We start from the raw sequence: 15,591 nt of genomic DNA, 5'->3' as shown, positions 1-15,591 counted from the left end.
CCGGCGACGGCACCGGCCTCGACATGGTGACGATGCCGTTGGCGATGCGCGAGCAGGTGCCGACTGCGAACTTCTTCCAGCGCGGCGGCTATGAGCGCAACCCGGTCGCCAGCCGCCACAATACGGTAGCAAGGCTGCTCGCCATCACCAACGAGCGGATGGACGTCAACGGCCGCAAGCCCGGCGCGCAGGAACTGGCGGCAAGTTTCTAAGCCCTCTCCCCTTGTGGGCCCCTTGTGGGAGAGGGTCGCTTCGCGAAGCGAAGCGGGGTGAGGGGTTGTCTCCGCGGATGGAGGGCGTGCAATTGAGGAGATTGCGTCCGCGGACACGACCCCTCATCCGGCGCGAACTTGCGCATAGCCGATGCGTAGCATCGGCGTTTTTAAGAACGGCGGTCGAAGGCCGCCTATGCCACTTTCTCCCACAAGGGGAGAAGGTAAGTGCGCCTCAATTCGAGCCGAACATGAACGTCCCGTCGCCCTCGAGATACGGACCGGTGCGCATGTAGAGCTGGCCGTTCTGGCCGATGAAGAACAACGTGCCCTTCGGCACCTTCTTGGCACCCTTGAGCAGCGTGCCGGCATTGTTGGTGCCCATCTTGTAGGCGAAGGTCTTGCCGGCCTTGTCGTAGGCGTAGCCCATGTCCGTCTTCAGCTCCCACGGCGTTGCGGCTTGCGCAAAGGCCGAACCGGAGAGGCCTGAGGTGGCAAGGCCCGTCAGCGCGGCTGCGATCAAAAGGGTCCTTCTCGAAAATCCTGTCATGGTCATGCTCCCCGGCTTCTACGCGACGCCCCATCGTCCTGAACAAATCACGAACGGCATTACTCCGTCAATACGGCCTACGTTCGCAGTCGCTCACGCGTTACTTGCCACTTTGTGATTCCCCGCTCGTCGCTTCGCGACTATCTTGCCGACGAGAACCCAATTCATTGCCTAAAACCTTACAGGATGATTCGGATGAGCGTCATGAAAACCTGCCTTGCTGCCGCCCTGTCGCTCATGACGCTGGCCTCGGTCGCCGCGGCCGACGACTTCAAGCTCGTCAGCAACCAGCGCATCGCCTGCGGCAGGGGCCTTGCGCCGGGCAAGCTCAACACGGCGACATGCAGGTCCTACGCTTACGTCTTCAATACCAAGACCTCCGAATTTGCGCGCTGCCAGGTGACGCTGGCGCTGACCCGCGACAACAAGGAAGTCATCAACGTGCAGGCCGACGGAAATTGCGTCAAGAAGCCGCGCATCTTCGATACCGATTCGAACTACTCCTTCGACGCCACCGAGACCGAGCCGCCGAACACCAACTCGTTCTTCGGCCCCGGCGGCTTTGCGGCGTGGGCGAGCGACAACACCAAGCAGAAGGTGCGCGGCTGCATTACGATCGCTTCCGGCCTCGGCACCGACGTGTCGAAATGCGTCGACATGACGTTCCAGTGAGCAAGGGTTGAAGCGGCGCCCGATGTCCTGATCCGGGAACTGGAGGACGCTGGGCGTGCCCGCAAGGCCGAGGCGCAAGGTCAGCCCCCGACGCCGTTCTCCTTGAAGTATTTCAGCGCGCCGGGATGGAAGGGTACCGGCGAGCGGTCCTGCACCTGATTGTCGAGCGAAAAACTCTCGGCTTCCTTGTGCACCTTGACGATGTCCTCCTTCTTCTCCACCAGCGTCTTGGCGATGGCATAGGCGTCCTCGTCGCTCATCCGTTTGCCGGTGACGATCAGGTTCCAGACCTCGGCGACATCGCAGTCGGTCTTGTAGCCGGGATAGGTGCCTGCCTTGATACGGCTCCTGCTGTAGAGCTTGCCGTACTTCTCGTTCATCTTCTCGACGAATTCGGCATGGTCGATCAGCTTCATCTTGACGCCGGCCGTGGTGGCGAGCGTGCTGATCGCGGCGGTGGGAATGCCGCCGACCCAGAAGAACGCGTCGATGCGGCGATCGATGATGGCGTTGACGGACTCGGCGACGCTGAGCCGTTCGCGATGCATGTCCTTGTCCTTGTCGAGGCCGGCCGCCTCGATGGCGCGGGAAGCCATGATCTCGGTGGCGCTGCCGGGCGAGCCGGTCGAGACGCGCTTGCCCCTGAGGTCGGCGAGCGTCTCGATCCCCGTGCCCTCGATGGTCACCACATGCATGCGGTTGGGATAGACCACGAGCAGGGTCTGCAGCGCGACCTTGTTGTTCTTGAACTTGTCATGGCCCTGCATCGCATCCATGGCGGCGTCGGCCATGGTGAAGCCGAGCTCGCTCTGGCCCGTCGCGATCAGCTTGATGTTGTCGACCGAGCCGCCGGTGACCTCGACGGTGGTATGCAGGTCGGGCATCGCCTTCGCCAGCACGTTGGCGACGGCGCCGCCGAGCGGGAAATAGACGCCGCCGGGACCGCCGGTGCCGATCGACAGCTGTTTCTGTTGGGCATTGCCGACGCCCGCCAGTGCAAGTGCCGCGACCAGCATCGATGCGAGAGCTGCCGCCGTCTTCTTCATGGTCTTCGCTGCTGCCATGTGCGCTTGCTTCCAGACTGCTCTGGCGCCGAGCGTGTGGGCATGCTCGCTCCGGGCAGCTGGAATTGCATTCTTGAACTCAGCCTAGGGCTCGATTGCGGCCTATTGACGCCTGTTTGGGGAACCGAGGCAAGGGCCGTTGCGGCGCCCCTCGCAAAACAAATGACCGCGGTCACGGGGAGCGCGGTCATTTAAAAGTGTAATAGTTACCGGCGCTTATCCGCCGATTCCCTTCTCCTTGAAGTACTTCAGCGCGCCGGGATGGAACGGGATCGGCGACCGGGTCTGCACCTGGTTGTCGAGCGAGAAGCTCTGGGCCTCCTTGTGCACGGCGACGATGTCGGCCTTCTTCTCCACCAGCGTCTTGACGATGGCGTAGGCGTCCTCGTTGCTCATCTTGTCACCGGTGACGATCAGGTTCCAGACCTCGGTGATCGCGTTGTCCTTGTCGAGGCCGGGGTAGGAGCCCGCCTTGATCTTGCCCGGCGAATAGAGCTTGCCGTACTTGGCGTTCATCTTCTCGAAGAGGTCGCTATGGTCGATCAGCTTCAACTTGACGCCGGGCGTCGCCGCCAGATCGGTGACGGCGGCGGTCGGAATGCCGCCGACCCAGAAGAAGGCGTCGATCTTGCGGTCCTTGATGGCGTTGACGGATTCGGCAACCCCGAGCCGTTCGCGCTTCATATCCTTGTCCTTGTCGAGACCGGCCGCCTCGATGACGCGGAAAGCCATGACTTCCGTCGCGCTGCCGGGCGAACCGGTCGAGACGCGCTTGCCCTTCAGGTCGGCCATGGTCTGGATGCCGGTGCCTTCCACCGTCACCACATGCATGCGGTTCGGATACATCACGAGCAGCGCCTGCAACGGCACCTTGCCGCTCTTGAACTTGTCCTCGCCTTTCAGAGCATCGAGCGCGGCGTCCGCCATGGTGAAGGCAAGCTCGCTTTTTCCCGCGCCGATCAGCTTGAGATTGTCGACCGAGCCGCCGGTGACCTCGGCGGTGGCCTGCACGTTGGGAAGATTTTTCGACAGCACGTTCGCCACGGCGCCGCCGAGCGGGTAGTAGACGCCGCCGGTCCCGCCGGTGCCGATCGACATGGTCTTCTGCTGGGCATGGGCCGCGCCTGCGAAGGCGAGGCCTGCGGATATCGTCATGGCCAGCATGGCTATGGTCTTCTTCATTCTATTCATCCTCGATCGCTTCCTTTACTCAAGTTGTGAGCGCCGGCTGCGCCGGCGAACGTGTCTTCGCCTGCCACAGCACCACGCCGAGGCCGATGACCAGGCCCGGCAGGTAAGTGTAGCTGATGTCGCGCCCGATCAGCCATTCGACGATCGCCTCGATCAGGCTCGGGAACACCAGCAGCAGTCCCGATAGCAGAAGCAGGCCGCGCTCGATCGGCGTATTTTGTCGCAGCGCCCAGTTCTGGGCGCACGCGGCCAGCGCCATCAGGCCGAGGCTGGTCTTGATCGTGATCTCGAGGATGTCGACCCACGAGCCGCCTTTGGGAATGCTGAGCAGCAGGCCGGTGCCTTGCGGGTCGAGCACGAACACGAACGGCACCAGGAAAGCAGGCAGGGTGTATTTCCAGGATTGCAGCGTGGTCCTGTAGGGATCGCCGCCCGTGATAGCGGCGGCCGCGAACGGCGACAGCGCGGTCGGCGGCGAGACTTCCGACAGCACGGCATAGTAGAAGATGAACATGTGCGCGGCGTAGTCGGGCACGCCGAGCTTGATCAGTGCAGGCGCGGCGATCACGGCGCAGATGATGTAGGATGCCGTGACGGGCACGGCCAGGCCGATGACCCAGACGATCAGCGAGGTGTAGATGGCGGTGAGAAGCAGGCTGCCGCCGGCATAGCTGATGACGATGGAGGAGAACTTGAGTCCGAGGCCGGTCAGCGTCACGACGCCGACGACGATGCCGGCGCAGGCGCAGGTCGTTGCGGCATTGAGTGCGCCGATCGAGCCGTCAGCCAGAGCCTTGACCAGCTTTTTCGGCACCAGCGCGGTGTCCCTGCGCAGGAAGCTCAGCGCCAAGGTGACGGCGGTAGCGTAGAACACCGACAGCGACGCCGAATAGCCGACCACCATGAACACGACCACCGCCAGCAGCGAGATGAAGTGGAAGCCATAGCGCATGGTCATCTGGCCAAGCGTCATGTCCGGCACAAAGGACACGTCCTTCGCGCCGAACTTCCTGGCGTCCAGCTCCACCATGATCAGCAGCGACAGGTAGTAGAGACAGGTCGGGATCGTCGCCATCCAGATCACGTCGAGATAGCTGATCTTCAGGAATTCGGCGATCAGGAAGGCCGCCGCCCCCAACACGGGTGGCGACAGAATCGCGCCGAGGCCTCCCGCGGCGAGCAGACCGCCGGCGGCGTTCTTCTCGAAGCCCGCCTTGGCCATCATCGGATAGGCCACGGTGCCGATCATGACGGTGGTGGCCACGCCCGAGCCCGAGGGGCCGCCGAGCAGGAACGACGACAGCACCACGGTGCGACCGGCGCTGTTCGGTTTGCCGCCCATCAGGGCGAGCGAGAAGTCGATGAAGAATTTTCCGGCGCCGGAATGCTGCAGGAAAGCGCCATAGATCGTGAACAGGATGATCAGTGTCGCCGACACGTCGACTGCGACGCCAAAGATGCCCTCGAGCGTGATGAAGAGATGGCCGACCAGGCGCGACAGGTCGTAGCCGCGATGGGTCCAGGGTGCCGGCAGATGCGGTCCCAGCATCGCATAGGCGATGAAGAACAGCGAAACCACGGGCATGATCCAGCCGGTGGTGCGGCGTGTCGCTTCCAGCAGCAGGACGATGAAGACGATGCCGACGATCACGTCCCAGCGCTCGGGCACGGTGGCGCGGTCGGTGAAGTCCTCGCCTCCCCATAATGCATAGGCGATGGTCGCCACCGCAACGATGCCAGGCACGACGTCCCACCAGCGCACGCGGTTGCGGAAACGCGTCGCCAGCGGAAACAGCAGGAAGCTCAGCACCAGGGTGAATGCGACGTGGGTGTAGCGCAGCTCCTGGGTGGGAACGATCGCGTAGGCTGCGTAGAGATGAAACATGCTCATCGCCACGGCGATCGCGGTCGAAATCCGTCCGGCCCAGCCCATGAGGCGGTTGGCGGCGCCTTCCTCAGCCTCGACGAAAGCTTCCGCTTTCTGCAGCGCCTCGTCGGAGACGGCGACGATCTCGTCATTAGGCTTGTGTTGAGATGATTGGTCTTCCGCCATGCTTTCCCCGGATCCTGATGGCCTCGGCCGGCCATTCTTGGTGCGCATTGACCCTACTTTGGGGAGCCGTGGCAAGGGGCTTGCTGCTGACTTCCGGACAGGAAGGAGCCAGGGTCCTGCAAGAAAAGGCCGGTCAGCCCTTCGCGGTTCGGCCCTTTGAAACGGTTGACCCCGGACCCGCGCACGGCCAAATTTGCGCCGCGCGCCCACGGGGAAATTGTCATGTCAATTTGTTCAAGACTGACCGCGTTTACGGTCGCTTCGGCTATTGTCCTGCCGCCATCCGCCGCGATGGCTCAGGGGTTCATCAACATCCTGACCGGCGGAACGTCCGGCGTCTATTACCCGCTCGGGGCAGCGATCGGAAAGATCTACAGCGAGGAGATTCCGAACGTCAAAACCCAGGTGCAGGCCACCAAGGCGTCCGTCGAGAACCTCGTGCTGCTGCAGCAGGGCCGCGGCGAGCTCGCCTTTACGCTCGGCGACTCCCTGAAGGCCGCCTGGAACGGCGAGGAGGAAGCCGGCTTCAAGAACAAGCTCGACAAGCTGCGCACCATCGCCGCGATCTATCCAAACTACATCCAGATCGTCGCTACCGCCGACAGCGGCATCAAGACGCTGGCCGACCTCAAGGGCAAGAGCCTGTCGGTCGGTGCGCCGAAATCCGGCACCGAGCTGAACTCGCGCGCGATCCTGTCCGCCGCCGGGATGACCTACAAGGATCTCGGCAAGGTGGAATATCTGCCGTTCGCCGAATCCGTCGACCTCATGAAGAACCGCCAGCTCAATGCGACCTTGCAGTCCGCGGGTCTTGGCGTCGCCTCGCTGAAGGATTTGAGCACGGCGACCCAGATCGCCGTGGTGTCGGTGCCGAAGGAGATCGTCGACAAGATCGGCCCGCCTTTCGTGGCGGCGACGATCCCGGCCAGCACCTACGCTGGCCAGGACAAGGACGTGCCGACCGCAGCGGTGGTCAACTACCTCGTGACCTCATCGGCGGTATCGGACGATCTCGCCTACCAGATGACCAGGCTGATCTTCGATTCGCTGCCGGAACTCGCCAACGCCCATGTCGCAGGCAAGGACATCAAGCCGGAAGCCGCAGCCGGCGGCAGCCCGGTCCCGCTGCACCCCGGCGCGGTCCGCTACTACAAGGAGAAGGGCCTGCTCAAGTAAGGGCAGATGTCATGGCCGGGCTTGACCTGGCTTGACCCGGCCATCCATCTCTTCACGAGATTGATTTTGCGATGGATGGATGGGTCAAGCCCGCTCACGACGCATCGAGGTGCGGCTGCGCCAGAGTCGGCCATCACGAATCAGGCAAGTGGTATAAGCTCCCGCAGGCAGGGACAGGGGAAGCGCGACCATGCAGCAGGCTGAGGCCCCGGACGGCCCCGTCAGGGTCGAGTTCGACAATTTCGAGCATGGTTTTCCGGAAGGCTTTGGCCCCGGCACGTGGGGACGCCTGGCCTATGCCGTCGGCATCCTGTTTGCGGTGTTCCAGCTCTACGTCGCCGCGTTCAATTATTTCCCGAGCCAGGTGGTGCGCGGCGTCCATGTCGGCTTCCTTCTGCTGCTCACCTTCGGCCTGATCGGCAATTTCACCGCCAGGACGGACTTCGGACGCGCGCTGGCGTGGATGATCGGCGCGCTGGGTTTTGCCTGCGGGCTCTACCAGTGGATTTTCTACGCCGACCTGATCGCGCGCGACGGCGATCCGACCGCCGTCGACCTCGCGGTCGGCACCTTGCTTGCGATCCTGATATTCGATGGCACGCGCCGTTTATTGGGACTGGCGCTGCCGCTGATGTGCGGCGCCGTTCTGCTCTACTGGTTCTTCGGTCAGCATCTGCCGGCGCCGTTCAATCATCGCGGCTACGGCTACGACCAGGTGATCTCGCATCTGTCGTTCGGCACCGAAGGCTTCTACGGCGTGCCGATCTACGTATCGGCGACCTACATCTTCCTCTTCATCCTGTTCGGCTCGTTCCTCGAACGCGCCGGCATGATCCGGCTCTTCACCGACGTCGCCCTCGGCCTGTTCGGCCGCAGCCGCGGCGGTCCTGCCAAGGTCGCGGTGGTCGCCTCGGGCATGATGGGCACGATCTCCGGCTCCGGTGTTGCCAACGTCGTTACCGTCGGCCAGTTCACCATTCCCCTGATGATCAGGTTCGGCTATCGCCGCGCCTTTGCCGCCGGCGTCGAGGCGACCGCCTCGATGGGCGGGCAGATCATGCCGCCGGTGATGGGCGCGGTCGCCTTCATCATGGCCGAGACGCTCGGCGTGCAGTATTCGGAGATCGTCAAGGCGGCGGTGATTCCGGCCTTCCTGTATTTCGCCTCCGCCTTCTGGATGGTGCACCTGGAAGCCGGCAAGCACGGCCTCGTCGGCATGAAGAAGTCGGAGATCCCGAGCGCCTGGAAGGCGCTGGTGGCGCGCTGGTACCTCGTGCTGCCGCTGACGGCGCTGGTCTACATGCTGTTCGAGGGGTTTACGCCGCTCTATGCCGGCAGCATGGGGCTTGCGCTGACCGTCGCGCTGATCCTCGGCGCGAGCATCGCGCTCGGCCTCTCCAGCACCGCGCTGCGTTACGTTTTCTGGATCGGGCTTGCGCTGCTCGCCGCCGCGGTGTCGCGCAACGGGCTCGAGATACTGCCGGTTGCCGGCATCGTCGGACTGTTGATCCTGATCGCATTCATCACACGCGGCGGCCGCAATACACTTGCCGCCTGCCGCGACGCGCTCGCCGACAGCGCCAAGTCGGCTCTGACCGTGGGCATGGCCTGCGCCATCGTCGGCAGCATCATCGGCATGATGACGCAAACCGGGGTCGGCACCATCTTCGGCAGCTGGATCATCAGCCTTGGCGCGACGAGCCTGATCCTCGCGCTGGTCATCACCATGCTGCTGTCGATCCTGCTCGGCACCGGCATTCCCACCATCCCGACCTACATCATCACCGCAGCGCTTGCCGCGCCCGCGCTGGCGAAGCTCGGCGTGCCCTTGATCGCGAGCCACATGTTCGCGTTCTATTACGGCATCATGGCCGACCTCTCGCCGCCGGTGGCGCTCGCCGCGCTTGCCGCCGCGCCGATCGCGAAGGAGAACCCCGACAGGATCGGCTGGGAGGCGATGCGGATCGCGCTTGCCGGCTACGTCATCCCCTTCGTCTTCGTCTACTCACCGGCCCTGATGCTGCAGGCCGGCGATCCCATGGCCGCCAAGCTCGGCTTCCACGGCGCGGTGGCGCTCGCCACCTTCAAGGCGCTGGTTGCGATCGGGCTGTTCGGCGTGGTCGCCATCGGCTTCCTGTTCACCCGCCTGCACTGGATCGAGCAGGTCATCGCCTCCGCCGCCGCGCTCTGCCTGCTCGGCGAATTCCCCTACAGCGACACCGCAGGTTTCACGCTCGCGGCCGTCGTCGTGCTCTGGCAATGGCGGCAGCGCTCGCGCAGCACGGTGGCGCCGGTTTGAGCCTGTGCCTCGCCTCCGCCGGTGCGGTGAAGGTGCTTGCCGTCACCGCCTTCACGCTGGCCTGGACCCATTCGATCGAAAGGGTCGAATGGCAGGAGGACTGGCGTACCACCGCGGCCGGCCTCGAACTCGTCGAAGCGCGGGTCAAAGGCTCCGGCGCCGGCATGGAGCCGCCGCCGCAGGCGCGTCTGTCCGGTGGCTGGTTTCGCTGGAAGCCCGCGCGGCCGGCCACGGGCGAGGTGACGCTCGGCAATTCCGGCGCCGCCGGCGAATGGCGGTTGTGCGCGGACGGCAAATGCCGGACGCTGTCGGAAATTCTGGGCCGTCCGGTCGGGGTCGATGTCACGACCATGCGCGCGTGCAAGCCATAACAATGGGGAGAACTTCATGAACCGGCTCAAGGGCAAGACTGCGATCGTGGTGGGCGCGGGCTCGATCGGGCCCGGCTGGGGCAACGGCAAGGCAACCGCGGTGATCTTTGCCCGCGAGGGTGCGCAGGTGTTTTGCGTCGACCGCAACGGTCACGCCGCCGAGGAGACCGTCAACATCATCAAGTCCGAGGGCGGCAAGGCGAGCCCGTTCACCGCCGACGTCTCGCGCGCAGCTGACGTCGAGGCGATGGTCGCGGCCTGCATGAAAGCCTATGGCCGCATCGACGTGCTCGACAACAATGTCGGCATCGCGGAAATGGGCAGCGTGGTCGAGGTGAGCGAAGCGGAATGGGACCGCGTCTTCGCGGTCAACCTGAAGAGCGCCTTCCTCGCCATGAAGCACGTCATCCCGATCATGCAGAGACAGGGCGGCGGCTCCATCATCAACATCTCCTCGATCGCCTCGATCCGGCACCTCGGCATTTCCTACGTCACCTATGGCACCTCGAAAGCCGCGATGAACATGATGACGCGCACCACGGCCGTGCAGTTCGCGCGCGACCACGTGCGGGTCAATGCCATCCTTCCCGGCCTGATGAAGACGCCGATGGTGGAGCATTCGGCGGGCCTTGCCGCAAGCTATTCCGGCGGCGACGTTGACGCGATGTGGCGCGCCCGCGACGCCCAGGTGCCGATGGGACACATGGGTGATGCGTGGGACGTCGCCAACGCCGCGCTGTTCCTGGCATCCGACGAGTCGAAGTATATCACCGGCATCGAGCTCGTCGTCGACGGCGGGATCACGGTGAAGAGCTGATTTCGCCGGGACGACGGATCGCTATTGCGCCATCGCCAATATGCCGCCGGCGAATGCGTGCCAGGCATGCGTCGCGCTGATCGGCAGGTTGAGCAGCTTCACGGCGACAAGCACGATGCCGCCGACGACGTACACCGCATGCGGCCGTCCGCGGGTCCGCCAGTCATGCACGATGGCGACTACCAGCAGGAGATAGGCAACGAGGGCGGGCGGAATCGTCACCGCGACCGGCGGCGGGCCGGGCGGTCCGGGAGGCGCCAGGAAGGTCAGGAACCAGCGTGCGACGGCGGCATCGAGAATCGAGATGCCGGCGAGCAGCATCAACCGCTTGTGTACTTCCGGGCGCCGTACCATCGCGACGCCGATCGCAAACACGACGGCGAAGAACAGGATGCCGCTCCACGGCACGATCGAGAAAGCGATGCCGCCATCGGCCTGGCCGACTTCGGCCGATCGCTTCATCATGGTGACGCCGGTGAGGAATCCGAAGATCGTCATCGCGGTTGCCAGCGACACGCCGATCAATCCGACCGAGCGATGCCGTCCGATCTGGCCGGAGGCCGCGAGCCATGCCTGGAACACGAAGTACAGCGACCAGGCAAAGAACACGATTCCATGCACGTGGACGGAAGGCGGCGCCGAGAACTTGCCTGCCGCGAGCGGCAGGAAGTAGGTGGGGGCAAAGCCGAGAAAAGCGACGGCCGCGCAGGCCGTCGCCATGTGAAAATAGAAATACCGCGCAGGCGACGCCGATGCGCGTACGCGGCGGTCTTCGATCAAGATTGTCATCAGGTTTGAGTCTCCCGAACCGACAATAGGTTCAGGGATTTTGCCACGCATGGCCGATCGGATCAGTGAAGCGAATCACTATCCCTTGAATCCGCCGTCATCGAGAAACTGCAGTTCTTGCGCGGTCGTCGCGCGCTTCAGAATCGAGTTCCGGTGCGGGAAACGTCCGAAGCGTCGGATGATTTCGCAGTGGCCTTCGGCATGAGCGAGATTTTCTCCGCCGAGCTCGCGGCACAGCGCGACGGATCGCTCCTGGTGCGCCAGCTGTTCCGAATGCGCGAACGGCAGGTAGAAGAAGAGGCGCAGGTCGGCGTCGTAGTGGCGGTCATGGCCGGCTGCAAGCGCGGCTTCCGCCACCTGCAGCGCCGCCGCATCGCTGGCATACATGCGCGGCGTGCCGCGATACACGTTGCGCGGAAACTGGTCGAGCAGCAGGATCAGCGCCAGCGCTCCGCCTGGCGTCCGCTGCCAGTGATCGAGCTCGCCGCGGAGCGCCATTTCGTGCGCTTGCAAGAATTGCGCGCGAAAGCGGCGATCGAACCCGTCATCCTTGGCGAACCAAAGCTCAGGGCCGGCCTCGCTCCAGAATGCGATGATGTCGGAAGGGGTCGCCATGGCGGTCATGGGATGGCCGCCCGCAAAATTCCTGCCCGCATGAAATTCCTGTTCGACGAAGCCTTCGCGGCTGCTTGCTGCAACGTCATTTGTCCGGTGCTGCATATGGCTCTCCCATGATGATTTGCAACCCGGCGGGGCCGGGGCCGGGGCGGTGCGGGGAGGAGAATGGCCGTTGGTATTCGATGAATCCAATGATATAATTTTGCTGATATGCTGAATGAAATTAATCTTGCTCGGGTCGATCTCAACCTGCTGGCTCTGTTCGAGGTGATCTTCGCCGAGCGTCATGTCGGCCGCGCCGCGGCTCGCCTCAATTTGACGGCCTCCGCGGTCAGCCACGGGCTGTCGCGCCTCCGGCGACTGCTCAACGATCCCCTTTTCCTGCGCACGCCGAAGGGCGTGGTGCCGACCGCCCGCGCCACGGCGTTGGCCGAGCCGATCGCCGACGTGCTGGCGCGCACCCGCAACGTGATTGCAAGCGCCGAGCCGTTCGATCCGGCAAGGTCGAAGCGCCGCTTCATCGTCGCGGCGCCCGACGGCGTGTCTCCTGTATTCCTGCCGCCGCTGCTGGCGCGCTTGCTGCGCCGGGCGCCCGGCATCGACATCGGATTGCGACAATTGTTGCCGCCGAGCGGCGGACAGTCGGTCGAGCGGGCCTGGCTGCCTGCGCTCGCCGAGCTCGAGCGCGGCGCGATGGACATCGCGGTCGCGCCGATCGACCGCGCCCCGCCGCGATTTGCCACCCGCGTGCTCTATGAAGAGGATTTCGTCGCGGTCGTGCGCAAGCGTCATCCCTTTGCCGCGAGACCGACCCTGCAACGCTTTTGCGAGGCGCGGCACCTCGTGGTCTCCATGACGGCCGATCCCCGCGGCTTCCTCGACGAGGAACTTGCCAGGCAGGGCATGTCGCGCCATGTCGCGCTCACGGTGCCGGATTTCGGCGCGGGGCTGGCGACGGTTGCCGAAACCGACCTGATCGCCGCTATGCCGCGGCGCTTCGTGGCGCTGCATGCGGCGCGTTTTGGCCTGGTCGCCCGCGAAGTGCCGTTGCGGCTGAGAAAGTTCGCGATCCGTGCCGCGGCGCCCAGGGTGGCGCTGATGGACGCCGGTCTTGCCTGGCTGTTCGAAGAATTGCACGCGGCGGTCTCGGCTTGAGCACGGCCATGCTTCCGCCGGAATCTGCCGATGTCGATGTGCAACCTTGATGTTACGATCGGGTCATGGCGATGGCGCGCCGGGCTGCCGGGAAGATTTTGTTCGCGTTGGTGCTGTCGGCGCTGGCGGATGCGGCGTTTGCCGCGGGAGCCGAGCCTGACAAGGATCCGCAACTCGACCCCGCGCCGTGTCTCGCCGCCGCGGCAGCCAATGACGACGACAGGGTGATCGATCTCTGCGGCGCGCTGCTCGCCCACGAGAAGTTGGAGAAGGCCGATCGCATCAAGGCGCTGCTTGCCCGCGCCGGCGTGTTCGCGCGCAGGGAGAAGTACAGCGACGCGATTGACGATTACGACACGGTGCTGCGGCTCGATCCCGCGCTGGCCGATGCCTTCAATGCGCGTGGCGAGGTCTGGCGCAAGAAGGGCAATGGCCCGAGGGCGGTGTCGGATTTCGCCGCGGCGCTGAAGCGCAACCCCGAACACGCCGCGGCCAGGGCCAATCATCGTTCGATGGCTCAGGAGCTCGAGCGCCTCGGCGCGCTGAAAGCCGTTGCCGGCAAGCCGAGCTTCGATTGCGCCGCTGCACGCCGGCCGGTCGAGAAGGCGATCTGCGCCCGCCCCGAGCTTGCCGATCTCGATCGCGAGGTTCACGGCTCTTACGTCCGGGCGGTCGAGGAAGCGCGCGCCCCGCGCGAGGTCAGAACGCTGAAGCGACAGCAGGACGAATTCATCGCCCGCCGCAACGCCCAGTTCGGCAAGCCCGGCTACGACCTGCAAAAGGCCATGCGCGAGCGGTTGCAGCAGATCAACGGTATCGACGGGTATTAGGCATGATCCGGAAAGTGGGCACCGGTTTTCCGAACAAGATCATGCCCAAACATGTCCCAATAGCCTAATGTCGCAGGCGTTTTCGGCTTGAAACCCCATGCGATCCCGTGACAATGACAGACAAGAAAATAAATCTGAATTGATCCCGGTCATGGCGCGGTTTTGCCGCCGCCGTTCAGGTCCTCACAAGCCTGCCGGGATCAGAGGGAGCGAGCCCATGAACATTCACGAGAAGAGCCGGTATCACGACGTCCACGCCCGCGCGCTCGCCGACCCCGAGGGGTTCTGGGCGGAAGCGGCGCGTGAGATCGACTGGATCGAGCCGGCGAAAAAGGTGTTCGATCCATCTGCCGGCGTCTACGGCCGCTGGTTCGCCGGCGCCAGGGTCAATACCTGCCATAACGCGCTCGACCGCCATGTTGCCGGCGGCCGCGCCGAACAGGTGGCGCTGATCCACGATTCCCCGCTCACCAATTCCATCACCAGATTCACCTATGCCGAGCTGCTTGCCGAAGTGAAGTCGCTCGCCGCCGTCATGCAGGATTTCGGCGTCGCCAAGGGCGACCGCGTCATCCTCTATATGCCGATGGTGCCGGAAGCTGTCGTGGCCATGCTCGCCTGCGCGCGCATCGGCGCGGTGCACAGCGTGGTGTTCGGCGGCTTTGCCGCCAAAGAGCTCGCCACCCGCATCGACGACGCCAAGCCGAAACTGATCTTCTCGGCGAGCTGCGGCATCGAACCCGGCCGCATCGTGCAGTACAAGCCGCTGCTCGACGAGGCGATCGAGCTTTCCAGCTCGAAGCCGTCCGCCTGTGTCATCCTGCAGCGGCCGCAGCACGGCTGCGACCTCGGCAGCCGCGACCATGACTGGGCGACGTTGCGCAAGAACGCGATCGCGGCGAAGAAATCGGCCGACTGCGTGCCGGTGCTGGCGACCGACCCGCTCTACATCCTCTACACGTCCGGCACAACCGGCGTCCCCAAGGGCGTGGTGCGCGACAATGGCGGGCATCTGGTCGCGCTGAAATGGTCGATGTTCAACCTCTACGGCGTCAAGCCGGGCGAGGTGTGGTGGTGCGGCTCCGACATCGGCTGGGTGGTCGGCCACAGCTATATCGTCTACGGCCCGCTGATCCATGGCGCGACCTCGATCATGTACGAGGGCAAGCCGGTGGGCACTCCGGATGCCGGCGCGTTCTGGCGGCTGATTGCCGAGCACAAGGCGGTGGCGCTGTTCACCGCGCCGACCGCGTTCCGCGCCATCCGCAAGGAGGATCCGGAAGGCAAGTTCATCCGGCAATACGACCTCTCCAAATTCCGCACGCTGTTCCTGGCCGGCGAGCGCGCCGATCCGCCGACGGTGGAATGGGCGGAAGCGCAGCTGAAGGTGCCGGTCATCGACCATTGGTGGCAGACCGAAACCGGCTGGTGCATCGCCGGCAATCCGGTGGGTCTCGGCATGCTGCCGGTGAAGCACGGCTCGCCCACGGTGCCGATGCCGGGCTACCAGGTCGACGTGGTGGACGAAGCGGCAAAGCCGGTAGCCGCCAACACGATGGGCTCGATCGTCATCAAGCTGCCGATGCCGCCCGGCTGCCTGCCGACGCTATGGCAGCAGGAGGACCGCTTCAAGGAATCCTACCTCACCGAGTTTCCCGGCTACTACAAGACCTCGGACGCCGGCTACAAGGACGAGGACGGCTATGTCTGGGTGATGGGCCGCACCGACGATATCATCAACGTCGCCGGCCATCGTCTGTCCACCGGCGGCATGGAGGAGATTCTCGCCTCGCA

At 64.5% G+C, this 15,591-nt stretch carries 14 protein-coding genes and 1 pseudogene; 9 read left to right on the top strand and 6 right to left on the bottom strand.

The window, feature by feature from the left end; translation table 11 throughout:
* Positions 1-212, top strand: a pseudogene (locus ACT4OC_RS20345) (hypothetical protein); the annotation flags it as partial.
* A 235-nt stretch (positions 213-447) separates the two neighbouring features.
* Here ACT4OC_RS20345 and ACT4OC_RS20340 read toward each other — a convergent pair.
* Positions 448-762 (bottom strand): hypothetical protein, encoded by a 315-nt coding sequence (locus tag ACT4OC_RS20340; protein WP_444840828.1) that lies wholly within the window; start codon positions 760-762, stop codon positions 448-450.
* A gap of 195 nt (positions 763-957) precedes the next feature.
* On the opposite strand from ACT4OC_RS20340, the gene ACT4OC_RS20335 reads away from it, so the two are divergent.
* On the top strand, positions 958-1,434 hold the full coding sequence (locus tag ACT4OC_RS20335; protein ID WP_444840827.1) for a hypothetical protein: 477 nt from the start codon (positions 958-960) through the stop codon (positions 1,432-1,434).
* 80 nt (positions 1,435-1,514) lie between these two features.
* Here the strand turns inward: ACT4OC_RS20335 and ACT4OC_RS20330 are convergent, their stop codons facing one another.
* From ACT4OC_RS20330 to ACT4OC_RS20320, 3 genes are all read right to left on the bottom strand, one after another.
* The gene (locus tag ACT4OC_RS20330) at positions 1,515-2,498 is read right to left on the bottom strand and encodes a TAXI family TRAP transporter solute-binding subunit (RefSeq protein ID WP_444840826.1); all 984 of its coding nucleotides are present in this window, start codon (positions 2,496-2,498) and stop codon (positions 1,515-1,517) included.
* A 216-nt stretch (positions 2,499-2,714) separates the two neighbouring features.
* The gene (locus tag ACT4OC_RS20325) at positions 2,715-3,680 is read right to left on the bottom strand and encodes a TAXI family TRAP transporter solute-binding subunit (protein WP_444840825.1); all 966 of its coding nucleotides are present in this window, start codon (positions 3,678-3,680) and stop codon (positions 2,715-2,717) included.
* 28 nt (positions 3,681-3,708) lie between these two features.
* The gene (locus ACT4OC_RS20320; RefSeq protein ID WP_444840824.1) at positions 3,709-5,742 is read right to left on the bottom strand and encodes a TRAP transporter permease; all 2,034 of its coding nucleotides are present in this window, start codon (positions 5,740-5,742) and stop codon (positions 3,709-3,711) included.
* A gap of 222 nt (positions 5,743-5,964) precedes the next feature.
* On the opposite strand from ACT4OC_RS20320, the gene ACT4OC_RS20315 reads away from it, so the two are divergent.
* The 4 genes from ACT4OC_RS20315 (at position 5,965) to ACT4OC_RS20300 (ending at position 10,405) form a co-directional block, all read left to right on the top strand.
* Entirely contained in the window at positions 5,965-6,918 is a 954-nt protein-coding gene (locus ACT4OC_RS20315) for a TAXI family TRAP transporter solute-binding subunit (RefSeq protein WP_444840823.1), read from the top strand.
* Between the two features lie 190 nt (positions 6,919-7,108).
* Positions 7,109-9,217: a TRAP transporter permease gene (locus ACT4OC_RS20310; RefSeq protein WP_444840822.1), complete on the top strand. Its 2,109-nt coding sequence runs from the start codon at positions 7,109-7,111 to the stop codon at positions 9,215-9,217.
* A complete protein-coding gene (locus ACT4OC_RS20305; protein ID WP_444840821.1) occupies positions 9,178-9,588 on the top strand; it encodes a DUF1850 domain-containing protein in 411 nt (136 codons plus the stop codon). Before ACT4OC_RS20310 ends, ACT4OC_RS20305 begins: the two co-directional genes overlap by 40 nt.
* A 16-nt stretch (positions 9,589-9,604) precedes the next feature.
* Positions 9,605-10,405 carry an SDR family NAD(P)-dependent oxidoreductase gene (locus tag ACT4OC_RS20300; RefSeq protein WP_444840820.1) on the top strand — a complete coding sequence of 267 codons (801 nt, stop codon included), beginning with the start codon at positions 9,605-9,607 and terminating at the stop codon, positions 10,403-10,405.
* A gap of 21 nt (positions 10,406-10,426) precedes the next feature.
* Here ACT4OC_RS20300 and ACT4OC_RS20295 read toward each other — a convergent pair whose 3' ends face one another.
* Both ACT4OC_RS20295 and ACT4OC_RS20290 read right to left on the bottom strand, forming a co-directional pair.
* Positions 10,427-11,194 (bottom strand): hypothetical protein, encoded by a 768-nt coding sequence (locus tag ACT4OC_RS20295; RefSeq protein WP_444840819.1) that lies wholly within the window; start codon positions 11,192-11,194, stop codon positions 10,427-10,429.
* 78 nt (positions 11,195-11,272) lie between these two features.
* Entirely contained in the window at positions 11,273-12,100 is an 828-nt protein-coding gene (locus ACT4OC_RS20290; protein ID WP_444840818.1) for a DUF924 family protein, read from the bottom strand.
* On the opposite strand from ACT4OC_RS20290, the gene ACT4OC_RS20285 reads away from it, so the two are divergent.
* From ACT4OC_RS20285 to ACT4OC_RS20275, 3 genes are all read left to right on the top strand, one after another.
* A complete protein-coding gene (locus tag ACT4OC_RS20285) occupies positions 12,023-12,967 on the top strand; it encodes a LysR substrate-binding domain-containing protein (protein WP_444840817.1) in 945 nt (314 codons plus the stop codon). The two genes, ACT4OC_RS20290 and ACT4OC_RS20285, sit on opposite strands and share 78 nt — an antisense overlap.
* A gap of 65 nt (positions 12,968-13,032) precedes the next feature.
* On the top strand, positions 13,033-13,797 hold the full coding sequence (locus ACT4OC_RS20280) for a tetratricopeptide repeat protein (protein ID WP_444840816.1): 765 nt from the start codon (positions 13,033-13,035) through the stop codon (positions 13,795-13,797).
* Positions 13,798-14,014: 217 nt separating this feature from the next.
* A partial coding sequence (locus ACT4OC_RS20275) for an AMP-binding protein (RefSeq protein WP_444840815.1) occupies positions 14,015-15,591 on the top strand: 1,577 nt, incomplete at its 3' end.

It is taken from the genome of Bradyrhizobium sp., assembly GCF_052389815.1.
In the GTDB taxonomy this organism is placed as follows: Bacteria; Pseudomonadota; Alphaproteobacteria; order Rhizobiales; family Xanthobacteraceae; genus Bradyrhizobium.
This window is presented reverse-complemented; position numbering and strand designations above follow the sequence as displayed.